Annotated in this window: 12 protein-coding genes; 7 read left to right on the forward strand and 5 right to left on the reverse strand. The window is 41.3% G+C overall.

Annotated features, from left to right (window positions below):
* The first annotated feature begins 398 nt into the window (after positions 1–398).
* Entirely contained in the window at positions 399–2636 is a 2238-nt protein-coding gene (gene pilB, locus FCL46_RS09705; RefSeq protein ID WP_136806279.1) for a type IV-A pilus assembly ATPase PilB, read from the forward strand.
* 133 nt (positions 2637–2769) lie between these two features.
* On the forward strand, positions 2770–3696 hold the full coding sequence (locus FCL46_RS09710) for a mitochondrial fission ELM1 family protein (protein ID WP_136806280.1): 927 nt from the start codon (positions 2770–2772) through the stop codon (positions 3694–3696).
* Between the two features lie 103 nt (positions 3697–3799).
* Here the strand turns inward: FCL46_RS09710 and FCL46_RS09715 are convergent, their stop codons facing one another.
* From FCL46_RS09715 to glgB, 4 genes are all read right to left on the reverse strand, one after another.
* Positions 3800–4999 (reverse strand): glycosyltransferase family 4 protein, encoded by a 1200-nt coding sequence (locus FCL46_RS09715; RefSeq protein ID WP_136806281.1) that lies wholly within the window; start codon positions 4997–4999, stop codon positions 3800–3802.
* Complete coding sequence (locus FCL46_RS09720; RefSeq protein WP_228723372.1) at positions 4929–6296, reverse strand: glycosyltransferase family 4 protein; 1368 nt, start codon at positions 6294–6296, stop codon at positions 4929–4931. The genes FCL46_RS09715 and FCL46_RS09720 overlap by 71 nt, the downstream gene beginning before the upstream one ends.
* Positions 6297–6636: 340 nt before the next feature.
* Positions 6637–7296, reverse strand: coding sequence for a DUF4126 domain-containing protein (locus FCL46_RS09725; RefSeq protein ID WP_136806282.1), 660 nt, complete (start codon positions 7294–7296; stop codon positions 6637–6639).
* A gap of 422 nt (positions 7297–7718) precedes the next feature.
* A complete protein-coding gene (gene glgB, locus FCL46_RS09730) occupies positions 7719–9926 on the reverse strand; it encodes a 1,4-alpha-glucan branching protein GlgB (protein ID WP_136806283.1) in 2208 nt (735 codons plus the stop codon).
* 269 nt (positions 9927–10195) lie between these two features.
* Here glgB and FCL46_RS09735 point away from each other — a divergent pair, with 269 nt between their 5' ends.
* The 3 genes from FCL46_RS09735 (at position 10196) to FCL46_RS09745 (ending at position 11888) form a co-directional block, all read left to right on the forward strand.
* Positions 10196–10771 carry a YqgE/AlgH family protein gene (locus tag FCL46_RS09735; protein WP_136806284.1) on the forward strand — a complete coding sequence of 192 codons (576 nt, stop codon included), beginning with the start codon at positions 10196–10198 and terminating at the stop codon, positions 10769–10771.
* Positions 10772–10973: 202 nt separating this feature from the next.
* A complete protein-coding gene (locus FCL46_RS09740; protein ID WP_136806285.1) occupies positions 10974–11375 on the forward strand; it encodes a YkgJ family cysteine cluster protein in 402 nt (133 codons plus the stop codon).
* 54 nt (positions 11376–11429) lie between these two features.
* Positions 11430–11888, forward strand: coding sequence for a 23S rRNA (pseudouridine(1915)-N(3))-methyltransferase RlmH (locus FCL46_RS09745; protein WP_136806286.1), 459 nt, complete (start codon positions 11430–11432; stop codon positions 11886–11888).
* On the opposite strand, the gene FCL46_RS09750 is transcribed toward FCL46_RS09745, so the two are convergent.
* On the reverse strand, positions 11879–12679 hold the full coding sequence (locus FCL46_RS09750; RefSeq protein ID WP_136806287.1) for a class I SAM-dependent methyltransferase: 801 nt from the start codon (positions 12677–12679) through the stop codon (positions 11879–11881). The genes FCL46_RS09745 and FCL46_RS09750 overlap by 10 nt on opposite strands.
* 81 nt (positions 12680–12760) lie before the next feature.
* On the opposite strand from FCL46_RS09750, the gene kdsB reads away from it, so the two are divergent.
* On the forward strand, positions 12761–13519 hold the full coding sequence (gene kdsB, locus FCL46_RS09755; RefSeq protein WP_136806288.1) for a 3-deoxy-manno-octulosonate cytidylyltransferase: 759 nt from the start codon (positions 12761–12763) through the stop codon (positions 13517–13519).
* 93 nt (positions 13520–13612) lie between these two features.
* The gene (locus tag FCL46_RS09760) at positions 13613–15943 is read left to right on the forward strand and encodes a gluconeogenesis factor YvcK family protein (RefSeq protein WP_136806289.1); all 2331 of its coding nucleotides are present in this window, start codon (positions 13613–13615) and stop codon (positions 15941–15943) included.
* Positions 15944–15980 lie beyond the last annotated feature (37 nt).

Below are 15980 nucleotides of genomic sequence, written 5' to 3' on the forward strand. Positions count from 1 at the left end.
TGTTGATTAGGTTTAATGCCCTCTGTCACGAATGCTGACAGGGGGCTTTTTTCTTTGTTGTTTAGGTTTTTTACTCCAATTAATAGATATCATATCATTATAGCACTTTTATATGGTAGGATTTGCGAGTGTTCTTGAAACCAGATAATTCATACTTATCTGTCTAATACCAGGTTATTTGATTCCAACTCATTATCTGAGTTATCTGTGCGCAGTGTATGGAAGAGACTATGTTGATGGTGTAATTATTTAACAAAATCAAGTTTTTTGAATCAATTACAATCTACTGAGTGTGAAATCCTCACAATTTGTAGTATTATATAATGTCTTAAGTAGTAGTTTGATTGGAAAAAATATCGAAGTATTTTATCAATTGATACTCTCAGGTCGTTGGGTTTATGGCTGCTCAAACTAACACAATATCTAAAAAAGCATCAACTCGTAGGACAGTAAAAGATCAATCCGGTGCCGGCAAAATTAAAATTGGCGAGTTGTTAAGTAAGGCAGGGTATATCACCCCTACGCAACTTGAAACGGCTAAAAAGGAACTTAAGACAAGTGGTGGACGTCTTGGTGCAATACTTCGCCGTTTTGATTATATCGATGATGACACCATTTTTAATTTCTTAAGTCGACAACACAATTACACTCCTGTCGTTATAAAGAATGAACCTCCTTCTAAAGATGCTTTAAAGCTAGTCCCATACGAAGTTGCCAAAGAATATATGGCATTTCCTCTTCGCATGGCTGGGAATACTCTGCAGATCACAATGGCTGAACCATCTGATTCGATGGCTGTTGAGGAACTTCAGGATGCTCTTGGTAAAGAATTGTCTGTGTGCGTTTCAACTGAGAGAGATATTGTCGATGCGTATGTAAAACATTACGGAATTTCTGATGAAGAATGTAAAACATTTTTTCAAGAGTCTGACGATGTTGAAGAAGAAATGGAAGTAACTCAGGTTGATGATTTTGGATCAATTCTTGCTGAGGCTGCAGATGATTTTGAAATAGAGAGTGAAGACGAAGAGAGTTATGGTGATCAGTTTGCCGCATCTGATGCTCCAATTATCAAGCTGGTAAATGGTATTCTTATAAAGGCCGTGCAGGACAGCGTTTCTGATATTCATGTTGAGCCTTACGAAAAGAATATGCAGGTACGATATCGTAAAGACGGTTCACTCTTTAAATCAATGAACCTGCCACTCAATATTAAAAATGCTCTTGTAGCTAGAATGAAAATTCTTGCAGGCCTCGACATTACAGAGCGAAGAGTGCCGCAGGATGGTCGTATAAAGATGCGAATGGGCAGAAATCGTTCTGTTGATTTCCGTGTTTCATCGCTTCCTACACTTTTTGGGGAATCTGTTGTTCTTCGTATCCTTGATAAAGGTTCACTTAACGTTGACCTGACAAAACTAGGATTTGAACAAAAAACCTTCGATACGCTAAAGCGCTGTCTTACACGACCTCAGGGTCTCTTGCTTGTAACCGGTCCGACCGGTTCAGGAAAGACAGTTACGCTCTATTCAGCACTCAACTCACTCAACAGTGAAGATATAAAAATTCTGACTGCGGAAGATCCTGTAGAGTTCAACTTTAAAGGTATAAATCAGGTAAACGTCAATACTGAAGTTGGTATGACCTTTGCCGCAGCCCTTAAGGCTTTTCTAAGGCAGGATCCTGATATCATCATGGTTGGTGAGATACGAGATATGGAAACTGCTGAGATTGGTATAAAAGCAGCCATGACAGGCCACCTTGTTTTCTCTACCCTCCATACTAATGATAGTGCTGCGACCATTGGACGTCTTGTTGATATAGGCATTCCACCGTATATGCTCGCTTCATCAGTGACAATGGTTCTAGCACAGAGACTTGGCAGGAGATTATGCCAGGCGTGCAAAAAAGAAGTAATCTATGAGAAAGAGGAACTGCTTTCAATAGGTTTCAAAGAAGAAGAGTTAGATGATTTAACTATATATGGACCTGGTGGTTGCCAGTTGTGCAATGGTCTTGGTTATAAAGGCCGGGTGGGTTTTTTCGAGTTAATGGAAGTGACAGATGAGGTCGCAAAGGCCATTAGTTCAGAAGTGCCTGAAGATCAGCTTCGAAAGATATCTGTGCAGGAAGGTATGACTCCACTTCGTGAAGCAGCCCTTATCAAAGTCCGGGATGGTGTAACAAGTGTGGATGAAGCATTAAGGCGGACAGTGGCTCATAAAGAAAGTCTGCCGGCATATCTGTTGAATCCGGATGTTGAGGAATATGAGGATGGTGATGTCGTTATCCGTGAAGGAAATACTGATAAAGATTTCTTTAAGCTTATCAGAGGGGCTCTCACTGTCATTAAAGGTGGAAAGAAAATTGCAGAGCTAACAGAACCTGGCGAATATTTCGGAGAAATGGCTGCTATCTCAAGTGAGCAGCGAACAGCAACAATTGTTTCTCAAGGCCGTTCTACGGTTAAGCGGTTTCCAGGCGATAAAATTGAAGAAGTTATTGATAAATACCCAGAAGTTACTAATCATCTGTTTAAGACCATTACCGGGCGTCTGAAAAAATCTAATCAGATTATTGTTAAACTAGCGAGTGCTGGAGCACGACGTCCACCTACACCTCCACCGCGAAAATAACAGATCCGTGAACTGTTGGGTTGCTGGCGAATAGATAGATCTTCTTCTGTTCATAGCTAGTCTTACGCCTTGGTTTGAACACGTATTGCAACCTTTATGGAAGCATATTTACACATCTTATTTAACATCATAAATGAAATTAACTGTTTTTTTAGAAGGAAGTCCCGGGCATGAAAAACAGAGCCTTGCCATAGTTGAATCGCTGAAAGAATTTACAGATCTCGATGTTACGAGGGTGCATATTTCGAAAACGTCACTTTGGAATCGAATTGTTGCTACACTTCAATATTTTCTTAAATCCGATGGTGGATGTAAGTATCAAGTTGCTGGCTCCGATTTGTTAATAGGTACCGGTTCGTCGACGCACATCCCGCTACTGTCCTGTAAAAAGAAATTCCAGATTCCCGTTGTAACCTGCATGGCTCCTGAAGCTTTACTAAGAAAGCGTTTTGATCTGTGCTGTATCCCCAGGCATGACGGCATTAGCGGAGCACCAAACATTATTCTGACGAATGGCCCTCCGGTATATAAAAGCAAAAGTGTTGAGCGGGTTGAGAATGTTGGTCTTATTTTACTTGGGGGAATTGATGCCTCAAGCCACACTTGGGATGATAATGCTATTGCGTCCTATGTGTCAGCTATTGCACATGACTCTTCAAATATTCAGTGGAGAGTCTCGTCATCACCACGGACACCAGATAGGACTATTAAATGTATGGGTGAAATAGCTAAGACGCATAATAACGTGTCATTTTTTCATTACAAGGATACACCGGCAGGATGGGTTGAAGAACAATATGCTCTGGCAAGCTATGCATGGGTTACTGCGGATTCAATGTCTATGATTTACGAAGCTATTACTGCTGGTTGTAGTGTTGGGGTTCTCCCTGTTGAATGGAAACGGCCAAATAATAAATTCCAAAAGAGCCTGGATCATTTAATCGAGAAAAACTTTATATTGCCTTATGAAGAGAATCGGAAGTTGTTGATACGAAATAATATTGATGCTCTTGACGAGGCGGCAAAATGTGCCAGGGAAATACTGGCCAGATTTGCTTGAAATTGATTGCTCTGGGAATACAGGTGATTATGGAGAGCTTTAGCGGTTTTACTGGGAGAGGGGCGTGATAAAACGCCTATACTCTCCCTTTGAATGCGCTGCGCTAAGATTTGGCTATAGATATCGATTTGGGATGGGGAGCGCATCCATTTACTATTGATTTTTCCTGAAGGCCTTTGTGGTACAATGCCAATGTCTTGTCGCACATAGATTGTGTCGTGAATGCTTTGGTCACGCGTCTTTTGCCGTTTTCACCAATAGTGTGTAATTCTTCATCTGAGAGCGAAAGAGCGCTATCTATGGCTTTTGATAAATCGGCAACATCGGCAGGCTGTACCAGCCAACCTGTTTCATTATGAACGACGGTTTCAAGACTTCCACCGTGTGCAGTGGCAATTACAGGTTTTCCCATTGCCATTGCTTCTATTGACACTCTACCAAATGCCTCAGGTTCACTAGATGACGCTGATACGACTATATCGGCGAGCATGTATGCTGCTGGCATATCATCGCAATGACCAACCATTTTTACGCAATCATGCAAATTGTAAGTATTTATGATATCATTAAGTTTTTCTGTGTGTTTCTCATTTTCTTGAGTGTCTCCTACCAGGACAGCCAGATAGTTTTTACTCTTAAGGGTAACGAGACTTTTTAGAAAAATATCCTGACCTTTCCAGAATGAAAATCTGCCAGGAAGCATAATTATGGTTTTTCCTGTTGGAATTTCCCATGCCTTATGAAGGGTATCAATTCTATTCTGGTCAAAATTATCAGGATTGAAAGTGTTGCCATCAACCCCTCTGAATACTGTTGTTACATTATCATCTTTTCCGTAAAATTCTGAAATATGCTTTTTTATGGAATCTGACACAGCTATAATAATCTGACTCTTTGTCATTATAGCGCTGTATACATTAACAGAATAATATCCGTGGAAAGTTGTAACTAGTAGAGGTCGTTTAGCTGGCGGAAGGCTTTTCCAGGCAAGATAGCCAACCCATGCGGGCAATCGAGATCGTAAGTGTAGTACATCAACGCCTTCTTTTTGAATCAACTTTCGCAGTGGTAGAACATATTTTAGAGTAGTCGGTGATTTGACACCAACATTCATTGCAAAGTGTGAAGATCCTTCTTCCTCAAGCTGCGTAACTAATCGACCACCACCTGAGATGACAATTGATTTGTGTCCGTGAGAAGCAAGATACTTGCCGACCTCAAGTGTTCCGCGTTCAACTCCACCACCATCCAAATCTGGCAGCATCTGTAATACCGTAAGCTTTTCGCTGTTCTTCTTTTTCATTTTTTACGTGCAGCATAAGTTTATATAGCGTGTGGTTTTTCTCACACATTATCTCAGCAGTGAAATGCTCTAACGCCCATTTGCGGCCAGCATCCCCAAGTTTCAAACAATAATCAGCATCGCTTAGCAATGTGGTAATAGCCTGGGCCATCTCCTGGTAATTTCCCGGTTCAACCAGTAATCCGGTCACTTTGTTGACGACAGTTTCAAGGCTTCCGCCATGGCCAGTAGCAACTACAGGTTTAGACATTGCCATAGCCTCTATCGCAACCTTTCCAAAAGCTTCTGGCTGAGAAGTTGATGCAGATACTACTATATCAGCTACCATCATTGCTGCAGGCATATCATCACAATGCCCAACAAGTTTTACTTTATCTTCTAAATTATATCGCGATATTTTTTCATATATAGTCTTAGTGAAAGTACTGCTGTTGTCTATCTGACCAATACATAGGGCAATAAATGGAAGATTTCGGATGAGGGCGAGACTTTCAATAAATTCTAATTGTCCTTTCCAATTGGTAAGCCTACCGGGTAATACTATTACAGGTGTATGAGGATCATTCAGGCCCCATAACCTCTTTAGTTTTTCGACACGTTCATTATCAACCCTGTCAGGATTGAAAAGATCGACATCGAACCCGCCATGAATAAGTTCAATTTTACCAGGGTCCGTATTATAGTTAGACACTATATGGTCTTGTATAACTTGTGATACGGCTACTACCTTTTCGCCTTTTGTCATTATTCTCGAATATCTATTTACAGAATAGAAGCCGTGAAATGTTGTAATTAAGGCAGGTCTTCTTCTAGCTGGTAAGGATTTCCAGGCGAGATAGGCAACCCACGCAGGAAGGCGGGATCGAAGGTGAAGAATGTCTACTTTTTCATCAATCAATAATTGTCGAAGTTTTGTGATGTACTTAAGGCAATGTGGATTTTTTGAGCCTATATCAGTCCAGGTAATATGACGGCAACCAGCTTTTTCAAGAGGTTCAACAAGTCTGCCACCACCTGATATTACAATAGAATTATACCCTTTTTTAGCTAAGTAAACGGCTTGGTCAAAAGTTTCCCCTTCAACCCCACCTTCTTCCATTTCAGGTAGCATCTGGACTATTGTCATTGAATTAAATACCATCTTGCCATTTGCCTCCGCACGCTTAAAAAATAGTATTAAGTTTTCTCTCTGAAATATTTCTGGGTACTGCTCTTGTCTGTTGAAACTCGTCCTGTTTGTTGTTCCAAGGGTATATAAAAGTTCTGTTTGACCAAATACAAAGAACGCACCCAGCATTCTCTGAGAAGGCCATTGGTCGAATAATTCGTTGTATCTAAAGAAGATCTAACTAAATTTATGATTACAAATAGTATAGCAGATATCAATGCAAAGTGAAACATTGTGTTAGGTTGTGGTCGTTTTTTTGGTAATTTCATATCCGGAAAAAGGATTATGTATTTGAGCTTCTGAATGAATAGGGGTGAAAGACAGGCTGTGAAGAATTGCGATGGAGAAATTCTATTAGGATAGACTATAAAAACTCAACACCACCAACTTCAGGCAGGTGGGTGTTGAGTTTTTAAATATGTGTCAGAATATTAGGAGTAAAGCGAATGAATGTAAGGAAAACTATAGGTTAGTCGTTACCAAGTTTAGGCTGTACTGCTTCTCTGGTAACTTCAGTAGGCTCATTCTTTGAAAAAATGGTTCGAATTTTAGTAAACACCAGAACTATTCCTCTCCAAATACGCGGAAGCAACCAGATCGCAATTATGATAAACACCACAAATCCAAACAGAAAGGCAACAGGGTAATGCAATGCGGCCCATAAACCACCAAATACCGCGACATCTTCGGCAAAGGATGCGGCCCAGTTAGTGAAAGGTTCTGGTGAAGTGTTTATAAGAACACGTGATCCTGCTTTAATCATGTGGCTAGTTGCAGAAACAGTTCCACCAAGAATACCTGCTGCGACGGCAAGTGCCGGATTAACATCACCAACAGCACCGGCTGCCAGAATAACACCTGCCGGAATACGTATAAATGAGTGAATGGTATCCCATCCTGTATCAATTCCTGGAGTTTTATCAGCAAAAAATTCAACACAATACATAACACATGCAGCCATTATGACGACAGGGTCCTGCAACATCATCATTGTTTCGGGAAGTACGACATTGCCGGTTGCTCCAAGTATTCCAAGCATGGCAATCGTGGCGTAAAGGTTGATGCCGCTAGCCCAGGCCGCACCCATTGTGAGTGCTATTGTTGTAATTATTTGTTGATATGCATCCATTGAACAACTCCTTATCAATAACTTACTACAGCAATGCGTACCTTGAAATCATGAATGATTCGAGTATAAAACCCCTATTCTCGGACAGCCTGCCGGGCTGGGACTGAGTATTAGCCTCGGTAGTATGTGATTATTGTAATAACAACTCTCTATCCTATTTCCGGTACTGATTTCGAAAGTGAATTCTGTCCTTTTGCAATGTATTCAATACTATTACTTGCACGTTGTAAGTTGGCGGATCAAAAAATCACATTCAAGAGGAGATAGGTCAAATTTTCTCGATACTATTTCCAGTAATTCCGTTCGAGACTTGTCAGTGGACTTTATCAGGTACGAAAATTCATCAATTGCTTTTCTCAACTTGTCACCGGGTACTTCTGTAGGTAGTGCGGATACCATTATTACTCTCCATCATCCTGTATTTATAATCCTGAAGGTTTGAGAATCACGCCAGCCAGTGGTGGGATTGTCAGAGTGGAATGAAAATTAGCCTGAGCATATGGCTCTGCAATTGGACGAAACGTCCTTTTATCACTTGCATTTGAACCACCGTAAATTTCATTATCAGAGCAAAACAGTTCAGTATATGTTTGTCCCGTAGGAAGGCCAACTTTATAATCATAATAGGTTTGCGGCGTAAAATTGAGTATGCAGACAACATGATCATTCTTGTGTTTTGCATAACGAACAAAAGAGATAATCGAGTTGTTCCTATCTTCATAATCTAACCACTGAAAGCCTTCGTTGCTAAAGTCCAGTTCCCATAAAGATGCATTGCTTTTGTATAACGTGTTCAAATCAGATACAAATGTAAGCATTTTTTGATTATTGTCATTAGTTTCGGCTAAATGCCAATCAAGACTAGACTTGCAATTCCACTCATTGAGTTGTCCAAGTTCACCTCCCATGAAAAGGAGTTTTTTGCCGGGATGAGTCCACATTGTAAGGAGTAACAGGCGAAGGTTGGCATATTTCTGCCATTCATCACCTGGCATTTTGCTTAACAACGATTTTTTCCCGTGGACAACTTCGTCATGTGAAAGCGGTAAGATAAAGTTCTCGGAAAACGCATACATTATAGAAAAGGTAAGGATGTTGTGATGATATTTCCTGTAAAGTGGATCTTTGGAAAAGTAGCTCAGGATATCGTTCATCCAACCCATATTCCATTTAAAGCCGAAGCCAAGGCCACCATCATGCGTCGGTTTTGAAACTCCATAAAAACTGGTTGACTCCTCAGCAATCATTAACGTATTAGGGTGGAAGTCAAAGACGACTGAATTGACATGTCGTAAAAACTCAATAGCCTCAAGATTTTCTCTGCCGCCATAACAGTTCGCTGACCATTCACCTTCCTTGCGAGAATAATCAAGATAAAGCATTGAAGCCACGGCATCTACACGCAATCCGTCTATATGAAATTTATCAAGCCAGAAGAGGGCACTTGCAATAAGATAATTGCTGACTTCCCGTCGGCCATAGTTGTAAATATATGTTCCCCATTCAGGATGCATTCCTTTTTGAGGGTCCTGATGTTCATACAGTGCAGTCCCGTCAAATCTGGCGAGGCTATGGTCATCCTGTGGAAAATGGGCTGGTACCCAATCAAGAATAACACCTATAGAATTCAGGTGGCACTGGTCGATAAAATACATGAATTCCTGAGGGGTGCCGTGCCTGCTTGTAACGCTGAATGGTCCTGTTACCTGATATCCCCATGATTCATCAAGTGGATGCTCCATGACTGGCATTAGCTCAATATGAGTAAATCCCATCTCTTTAATATACGGGATAAGCTGTTCGGCCAATTCTCTGTAAGAAAGAAAACGTTCAGGGTTATCCGGGTCTCTTCTCCATGATCCCGGGTGGAGTTCATAAATTGAGATAGGTTTATCGTATGGACTTTCAATGATTTTTTGAGCCTGCCAGTTATCATCCTGCCAGGTGTAGCCATCGAGGTAATTAACTATGGATGCATTGTTCGGGCGGAATTCCCCCTGGAACTGGAAGGGGTCTGATTTGTTAACAGTGTTTCCCTGAGCAGTCCTCACTTCAAATTTATAGAGTTCACCTTCAAGTATGCCTGGGAGAAAAAGCTCCCAGATGCCAGATGACCCGAGTGAGCGCATTGGGTGAACTCTGCCATCCCAACTGTTGAAATTCCCGATTACCGAAACACTTCGAGCATTGGGAGCCCACACTCTGAAAACGGTACCCTGAATTTTTGAGAGTGTGGCTGGATGACACCCAAGGTGTTCATAGAGTTTGTAATTTGTGCCGAAGTTAAAGAGGTATCGGTCAGTTTCCTCGAGTTGTGGTAAAAATCTGTAAGGATCGTTAATGGTAGTTACTGAGCCGTTATGAAAATGAATTTCATATTGATACGTATACGGGTCAAGGTGAGGATCTGAGAACCATGATCGTTCTATTTCGCTAACGAATAATCCTGAATTGTCGACATTGGACATTTCAAGACGTTTGTTGTCGCTAAGGAGGAGTACGGAACTGGCATGAGGTTGAAAAGTCCTGATTGTTACACGGTTCTCTTCTTCGCCTGAAAAATGAACACCGAGGAACTCAAAAGGATCATGATGCCCGGTGCTAATGATTTTTTCCAATTGGTCATTCATAATATAATTAGGAAGTAGGAGTAATTATGTGTCAGCAATAAAAGAATATTTGAAAAATAATTTTATCTATATTAGGTAATTCAGAGGGTTTTGTCATGTTTATCTGTATTTTAATTTTGTCAGGAAAAATTATGATTGAAAATCTGTGACAATTGTTGTCGCCTTGACGTGCAAGAGATTCCTTTGATAGACTAAAATAAAGCGCACCTTGATCTGGATTTTGTGCGTATTTACTTATTGGCGTGTAATTTCCTATGGAGAACATGGTCATGACTAATGACAAAGCTCCAGTAATAGACAGCCTGACAGGCTCATTTCTGGTCTCAACCCCGCAGATGCCCGACCCTCGATTCGAGGAACAAGTAATCTATATTTGTGCCCATAGCAGTGAAGGGGCGATGGGGTTGGCTATTAACAAACCCAATTCAGCTTTTACTCTGGCTGAAGTACTGCAGGGAGCTGATTTGCCCATTCCGGTAATTGAGTTGCCACCTGTTTATGTCGGAGGCCCTGTTGAGCTTGAATCGGCATTTATTCTCTATAGATCAGAATACTCAACAGAGTATCAGCTTGAGGTCACTCCAACAGTGTCATTGTCCAGAGAAACAAAAGTTCTCGAAGATATTGCCAGTGGCCGCGGTCCACAGAATTATCTCTTCCTTCTCGGCTATACCGGTTGGGGGCCGGGCCAACTCGAAAGGGAACTTGTTGAGGATGGCTGGCTTACTGTACCCGGAGACGATAATATCATTTTCAGCCTTCCTGATGAGGAAAAATGGAAGGCTGCAGCGATGCAATATGGTATAGACATAAGCACATTTGGAGATGTTATCGGTTACGCCTAAGCATTACTATGCTTAATAGATATAACCGGGTGTGATCTCTTTATTGAGGTTACACCCTTTTTTTATTTTAAACAGAGAAAAGTGTGATGTTTAATGTAAAGCGAATTTTGCGGCCTTAGGAGTTTGTCGGATTGATCACAGTCCGACATTTTTTAGAAAGTTCGCACAAGGTTGCTCATTACAACAACATTTGGAGTGGTTAATGTCAGAAGTAGCAAAAATATTTTCATGTACGCGTTGTGGTTTCTGCTGTAAGGGCGAAACAACTGTCTCTTTAGATCCTGCAGATCAGCAAAGAATGTGTGATGTTCTTGGAAAAAGTTTTGAGGAGGTCGCGAGTCAATTTCTCAGGATTACAGACGGTGTTGTTCAAATGAAGGTTGTGGATGGGCATTGTGTTTTTTTTGAAGAAGGGTGCACGGTACATACTGGACGACCATGGCGCTGTGGAGAATGGCCTTTACATCCGTCGATTCTAGATGACAAGAATAATTTTCTTACAATTTCAGAATCCTGCCCAGGAATCAATGTTGATATAGGCTATGATGCATTCTGTGATATCTTGCTGAAAATTCTTGATGAAAACGATCGGGTTAAATGTTGATACCTTAATTTTATATCGGCTTTTAGCTGAGCCTTTAATGTAGCTGAAACAATTATGAAGCATGAATTGATATTTTTAGGAAAGACCAAAGACTCGTTTATCTCCGCAGGAATAGATAACTACGCTTCCAGGTTGAAACATTACACCAAAGTTTCTACCCGTACACTTAAAGAGAAGAAGTCTGCTGGCAATCCAGATATTTCCCTGGAAGGACGTCAGTTACTTGAAGCAGTGCCGGCAGGGTGGTTTATTGTAGCTCTTGACTCACGTGGCGGTCAGTTTACATCTGAGAAATTCGCCACAGTCATCAGCGGCTGGGAACAACGTGGAGTGAAGGGGGTCTGTTATCTTATCGGTGGTCCTACAGGAATTTCCGAAGAGGTAGTGGCAAGGGCGGACCTGTGCCTGTCTCTTTCAAAAATGACATTTACTCACGATATGGTGAGATTGTTATTAATGGAGCAGGTGTATCGCGCGTATACCATTAAAGCTGGTGAAAAATATCATAAGTGATTTATCATGTAGACATCAAACCTACTGTTTTTCATCTCAATCACATGACTTGGATTTTTGGAATTTAAGCGTTCAGCTCCTTTGGGACGCTTTACTACAACTCTATTTCCTGCATATCGAAGAGCGGTTTCCAGTAGTTCTTCACTATCATCGTCATCTCCAACGATATCTCGTATCATTCGCATTTCTTTTTTATTCAGAGCTGATTTTTTAGAATGAGGATACATCGGGTCAAGATATACCGTATACGGTGGAGAAGTCAGGTGCTTGATATTTTCTTTGGCATCGCCCAAAAGCAGGGTCATTCTTTTCTGAATTACTTCGGACGTTGCATTCTGCGCTTGAAGACCACGTTGCATTGCATCCTCAAGAAGTGCACCGATAATTGGGGAGCGTTCGTTTAAAATTACGTTTGAGCCGAGGCAGGCTAGAACAAATCCATCTCCGCCAAGGCCAGCGGTAGCATCAAAGATGTCAGGCCTAAAACCTGACTTAATACCTACTGCCCTTGCAAGAGGTTGTTTTATAGTACAGTTGCGTGCATGCCGATAGCCAGCATTGCCATGGATGAAATCAACAAAGAGAGGAGAGTGTTTTTCTTTACAATTTTCTAACTGTTCATTCACCCCCAGCTCAAGATGTTCATCTGTATAGGTGAGGATGTATCTGTTCCTGCACTGTTTTTTGTCGCAAAAATCAAGACCCAATTTTTTTGCCAGTGCACGTGCTTTTTGTAGTATTGTGTCTGAAGATGCAGTACATGAAATGGTAATTAATGGCAATTTTGGCATGCTGTTGTGATGGTTAACAGAGTTAATAACTGGAAAACACGATAGCTTTATAATTAATACATCTATAAGTGTAATAAAAAAATGCAAAAAGAGAAGGTTGATGTTGTAGCAATTATTCCGGCGAGGTACGAATCAAACAGATTCAGAGGAAAACCGCTTGCAAAAATTGCAGGGAAACCGATGATTCAGCATGTTGTTGAGCGGGCCTCAAATGTTGATCTACTCTCCAGGGTAGTTGTCGCAACAGATGATATGCGCATTGCTGAATGTGTAAAATCTTTTGGTGGAGAATATGTGATCACCCGTGATGATCATGTTTCAGGTTCTGACAGGCTTGCCGAAGCAGCTGAACTGATAGGGATTTCAGAGCATGATGTCGTGGTAAATATCCAGGGGGATCAACCTCTTTTTCCTGCAGAAGTAGTTGAGCAGGTAGCTCGCCCGTTACTCGATGATCCAGCTTTGCCCATGTCTACCCTCATTTACAAAATAATTCGTGAAGAAGAGATCCGCGATCCGAATCATGTGAAAACAGTGTTTGATCGTGATAATAATGCGCTCTATTTTTCCCGTTCCCCAATTCCATTTCAGAGAAACCCGGAAGATATTGTCTCCCCGACCTATTACAAACATCTTGGTTTTTATGCCTATCGCAAGGGGTTTCTGCTAACGTTTGTAGCATTGCCGGAAGGAGAATGGGAGCGTTTTGAGAAACTCGAACAATTACGTGCTCTCGAATATGGATATAAAATCAAAGTAACCCTTACAGAGCATGATTCTATAGAAGTTGATACCCCTGAAGATCTTAAACGGGTAGAGGCAATGTTACTTTCATCCTGAAAAACTCTTCGTTCATCATCTTTTTGAATGGCTTGTCGGTGTGATAACCGGTTAATTGTGATTCGTATTTGCTCATTAAGATGATGATTTACAATGAGCGCAAAAGGCAATATGGCAAAAAAGACTGACGACAACGTCTCTAAAAAGCTTGAGGCTCTACTCAATAAAAGTGTTTCTCCTCTCGACCTGCTACCTCATGATGACTTGCGTGAGAAATTTATAGATCTCATCGTGAATGGAGAACCTCATCACCATGATCAGGAAATAACACGACTTTATAGTGGTCTTGAGAATGCGCTGGAAAACAGCCGGATGGATCATGTAAAGGTGGTTGTTTTTGGTGGTGGTACAGGATTGTCAAACATAATTGGTGGTGATTGCCGGTCTGAAGGTTGGAGCAGATCTCCTTTTTCCGGGTTAAAGGAGATCTTCCCACAGACGACATCTGTAGTCTGTGTGGCTGATGACGGTGGTTCTACTGGTGAATTGCTCAAAGATTTACCGTTGATAGCCATCGGTGATATTCGCCATGTACTGCTTTCTTCTATTCAACTTTCTGTAATTCAACGTACCTATCAGGTGTCAGTATCGAGAGCCAGAATTATTGCATCTGAATTGGCAAGGCTTTTCAATTATCGATTTGACGAGCAGGTCCATCACCCCGAAATTCTTGTTGAGCAGGCAAAAGTTGATTTTTCTGTATTGCCGAGAGGTTTGGGAGAGGCTCTGTATGGACTTATTGAAAGTTGTTTTGAAGACCCTCGTTTATCACCTATCCTAAAGCGCTCCCATTGTTTGGGTAATCTCATAGTAGTTGCTTCAATCTTCAAGTTTCTTGATAAGGAAGTGACTCTGGAGGAGGTTTCACTCGATTCGCTGCTGATACATAACCCTATCTCTTCAGGTTTGCAGTATCTCTCGTTTATGATCGGGGCCGGCAGGAATTCGGTTCTTCCCTGTACGTCGACGCCAGGACAATTGCGCATCATTTATTCCAATGGTGTGCAAATAAAAGGAGAGTCAAAATCCAGTTCTTCGAGACGGGGAGTTCCTGTAGATTCTGTGCATGTAGATTTCTATGGTGAAATACATGTCTACGATGAGGTGTTGCAGAATATTGCTGAAGCCGACATTCTCATTCTGGCTCCAGGTAGTTTATACAGTTCTATAATTCCGGTATTCAAGGTTCCTGGTTTGGCTGAAGCAGTTCGAAATAACTCAAAGGCACTTAAGCTACTGATTTCAAACTTATGGGTTCAGGCAGGTGAAACAGATTTAAGTATTGCAGATCCTGAAAGAAAATTTCATGTATCTGATATGATACGAGCTTATGAAAGAAATATACCTGGTGGTGTAAAAGACTTGTTTAGTGAGGTGCTTTGTCTTTCCCTAAAAGATGTGCCTGCTTCAGTTATCCAGAGGTATGCTGTTGAAGGGAAAAGCCCGATATACCTCGATAGAGATATCGTACGACGTCAGGGTTTTATTCCTGTTGAATGTGGAATCTATTCAAAGAATGCACTTGCTGAGCGAGGAGTTATTCAGCACGACCCCGCAATGGTCGCAACAGCGGTAAAAGTTCTTTATGCTGGTTCTGAGTGTTTTGAAGATTCTCTCCCGCTTGCACATAATGATTCTAAGCGAACCGCAGACCCCTCCGAGGAGAGTGTCAACTGGACCAGTATTCTGCCAAATGTTAAATATCATCGAATAGCACAGAGGATTAACGAGATAACCATTGATTGCTCTGATAAGTGCAGGCATAGCTGTTCCAATGGAGTTGATACAATCCGCGAGATGGTATGTGAGATTATCTGGAAGCATCATGACATTCCTCTTGAACATCTTGATTATTTCTCTGGTATTCAATGTGTCGATGTGGAGGATTGGCATCGCAACCAGCAATGGGATAACGTCTATACTTTCTATGACCCCACAGACAATCTGATAAAAATACGTCAGGACCAGTTTGCAGATGTAAAAAAAATGGAGGTCGGACTACTCATAGCGATAGGTGAATCTCTACTTGGAAATTATGCCCTGAAAAAGCAGGTGAGAGATATTGTGCAAAATGATGTGCCTTTAGGCAAGGTGTATCATTTGACTATCAGAGATGCCGCTGAAAGGACGAGCTTTTTTACAGATGAACAATTCGATGATTACCTGAAGCTTGCACGGATGTACAGAAGGCGAAAGGAAAATAGTTATACACGCCTTATTAATGGTAAAGAAGGCTTCACTCCACCTGGTTTGCTGATGGGATTGACGTACGCCTGGTATCTGGATAACAGTCTGACAACATATATAGAGCATAAAATGTCAGTGATGAAAATTCCTCAGACTGATTTAATACCTGAACAGAAGAAAATTGTACGCAGGCGACAGAAAATGATAAAATTCTTTCGTGAGGTTGTATTTCGATAATCTTCGAGTGGCTCAACTCCTTTATGCTGAGATATTG

Origin of the sequence: Desulfosediminicola flagellatus (assembly GCF_005116655.2) — a bacterium.
Classification (GTDB): domain Bacteria; phylum Desulfobacterota; class Desulfobulbia; order Desulfobulbales; family Desulfocapsaceae; genus Desulfopila; species Desulfopila flagellata.

What these genes read in the sequence shown, in the direction of transcription:
- FCL46_RS09760 (WP_136806289.1), top strand. Translation starts at nt 13,613, where the DNA reads ATGAGCGCAAAAGGCAATATGGCAAAAAAGACTGACGACAACGTCTCT.
- FCL46_RS09710 (WP_136806280.1), top strand. Translation starts at nt 2,770, where the DNA reads ATGAAATTAACTGTTTTTTTAGAAGGAAGTCCCGGGCATGAAAAACAG.
- FCL46_RS09725 (WP_136806282.1), bottom strand. Translation starts at nt 7,296, where the DNA reads ATGGATGCATATCAACAAATAATTACAACAATAGCACTCACAATGGGT.
- FCL46_RS09735 (WP_136806284.1), top strand. Translation starts at nt 10,196, where the DNA reads ATGACTAATGACAAAGCTCCAGTAATAGACAGCCTGACAGGCTCATTT.
- FCL46_RS09745 (WP_136806286.1), top strand. Translation starts at nt 11,430, where the DNA reads ATGAAGCATGAATTGATATTTTTAGGAAAGACCAAAGACTCGTTTATC.
- FCL46_RS09750 (WP_136806287.1), bottom strand. Translation starts at nt 12,679, where the DNA reads ATGCCAAAATTGCCATTAATTACCATTTCATGTACTGCATCTTCAGAC.
- glgB (WP_136806283.1), bottom strand. Translation starts at nt 9,926, where the DNA reads ATGAATGACCAATTGGAAAAAATCATTAGCACCGGGCATCATGATCCT.
- pilB (WP_136806279.1), top strand. Translation starts at nt 399, where the DNA reads ATGGCTGCTCAAACTAACACAATATCTAAAAAAGCATCAACTCGTAGG.
- FCL46_RS09720 (WP_228723372.1), bottom strand. Translation starts at nt 6,296, where the DNA reads ATGCTGGGTGCGTTCTTTGTATTTGGTCAAACAGAACTTTTATATACC.
- FCL46_RS09715 (WP_136806281.1), bottom strand. Translation starts at nt 4,999, where the DNA reads ATGAAAAAGAAGAACAGCGAAAAGCTTACGGTATTACAGATGCTGCCA.
- kdsB (WP_136806288.1), top strand. Translation starts at nt 12,761, where the DNA reads ATGCAAAAAGAGAAGGTTGATGTTGTAGCAATTATTCCGGCGAGGTAC.
- FCL46_RS09740 (WP_136806285.1), top strand. Translation starts at nt 10,974, where the DNA reads ATGTCAGAAGTAGCAAAAATATTTTCATGTACGCGTTGTGGTTTCTGC.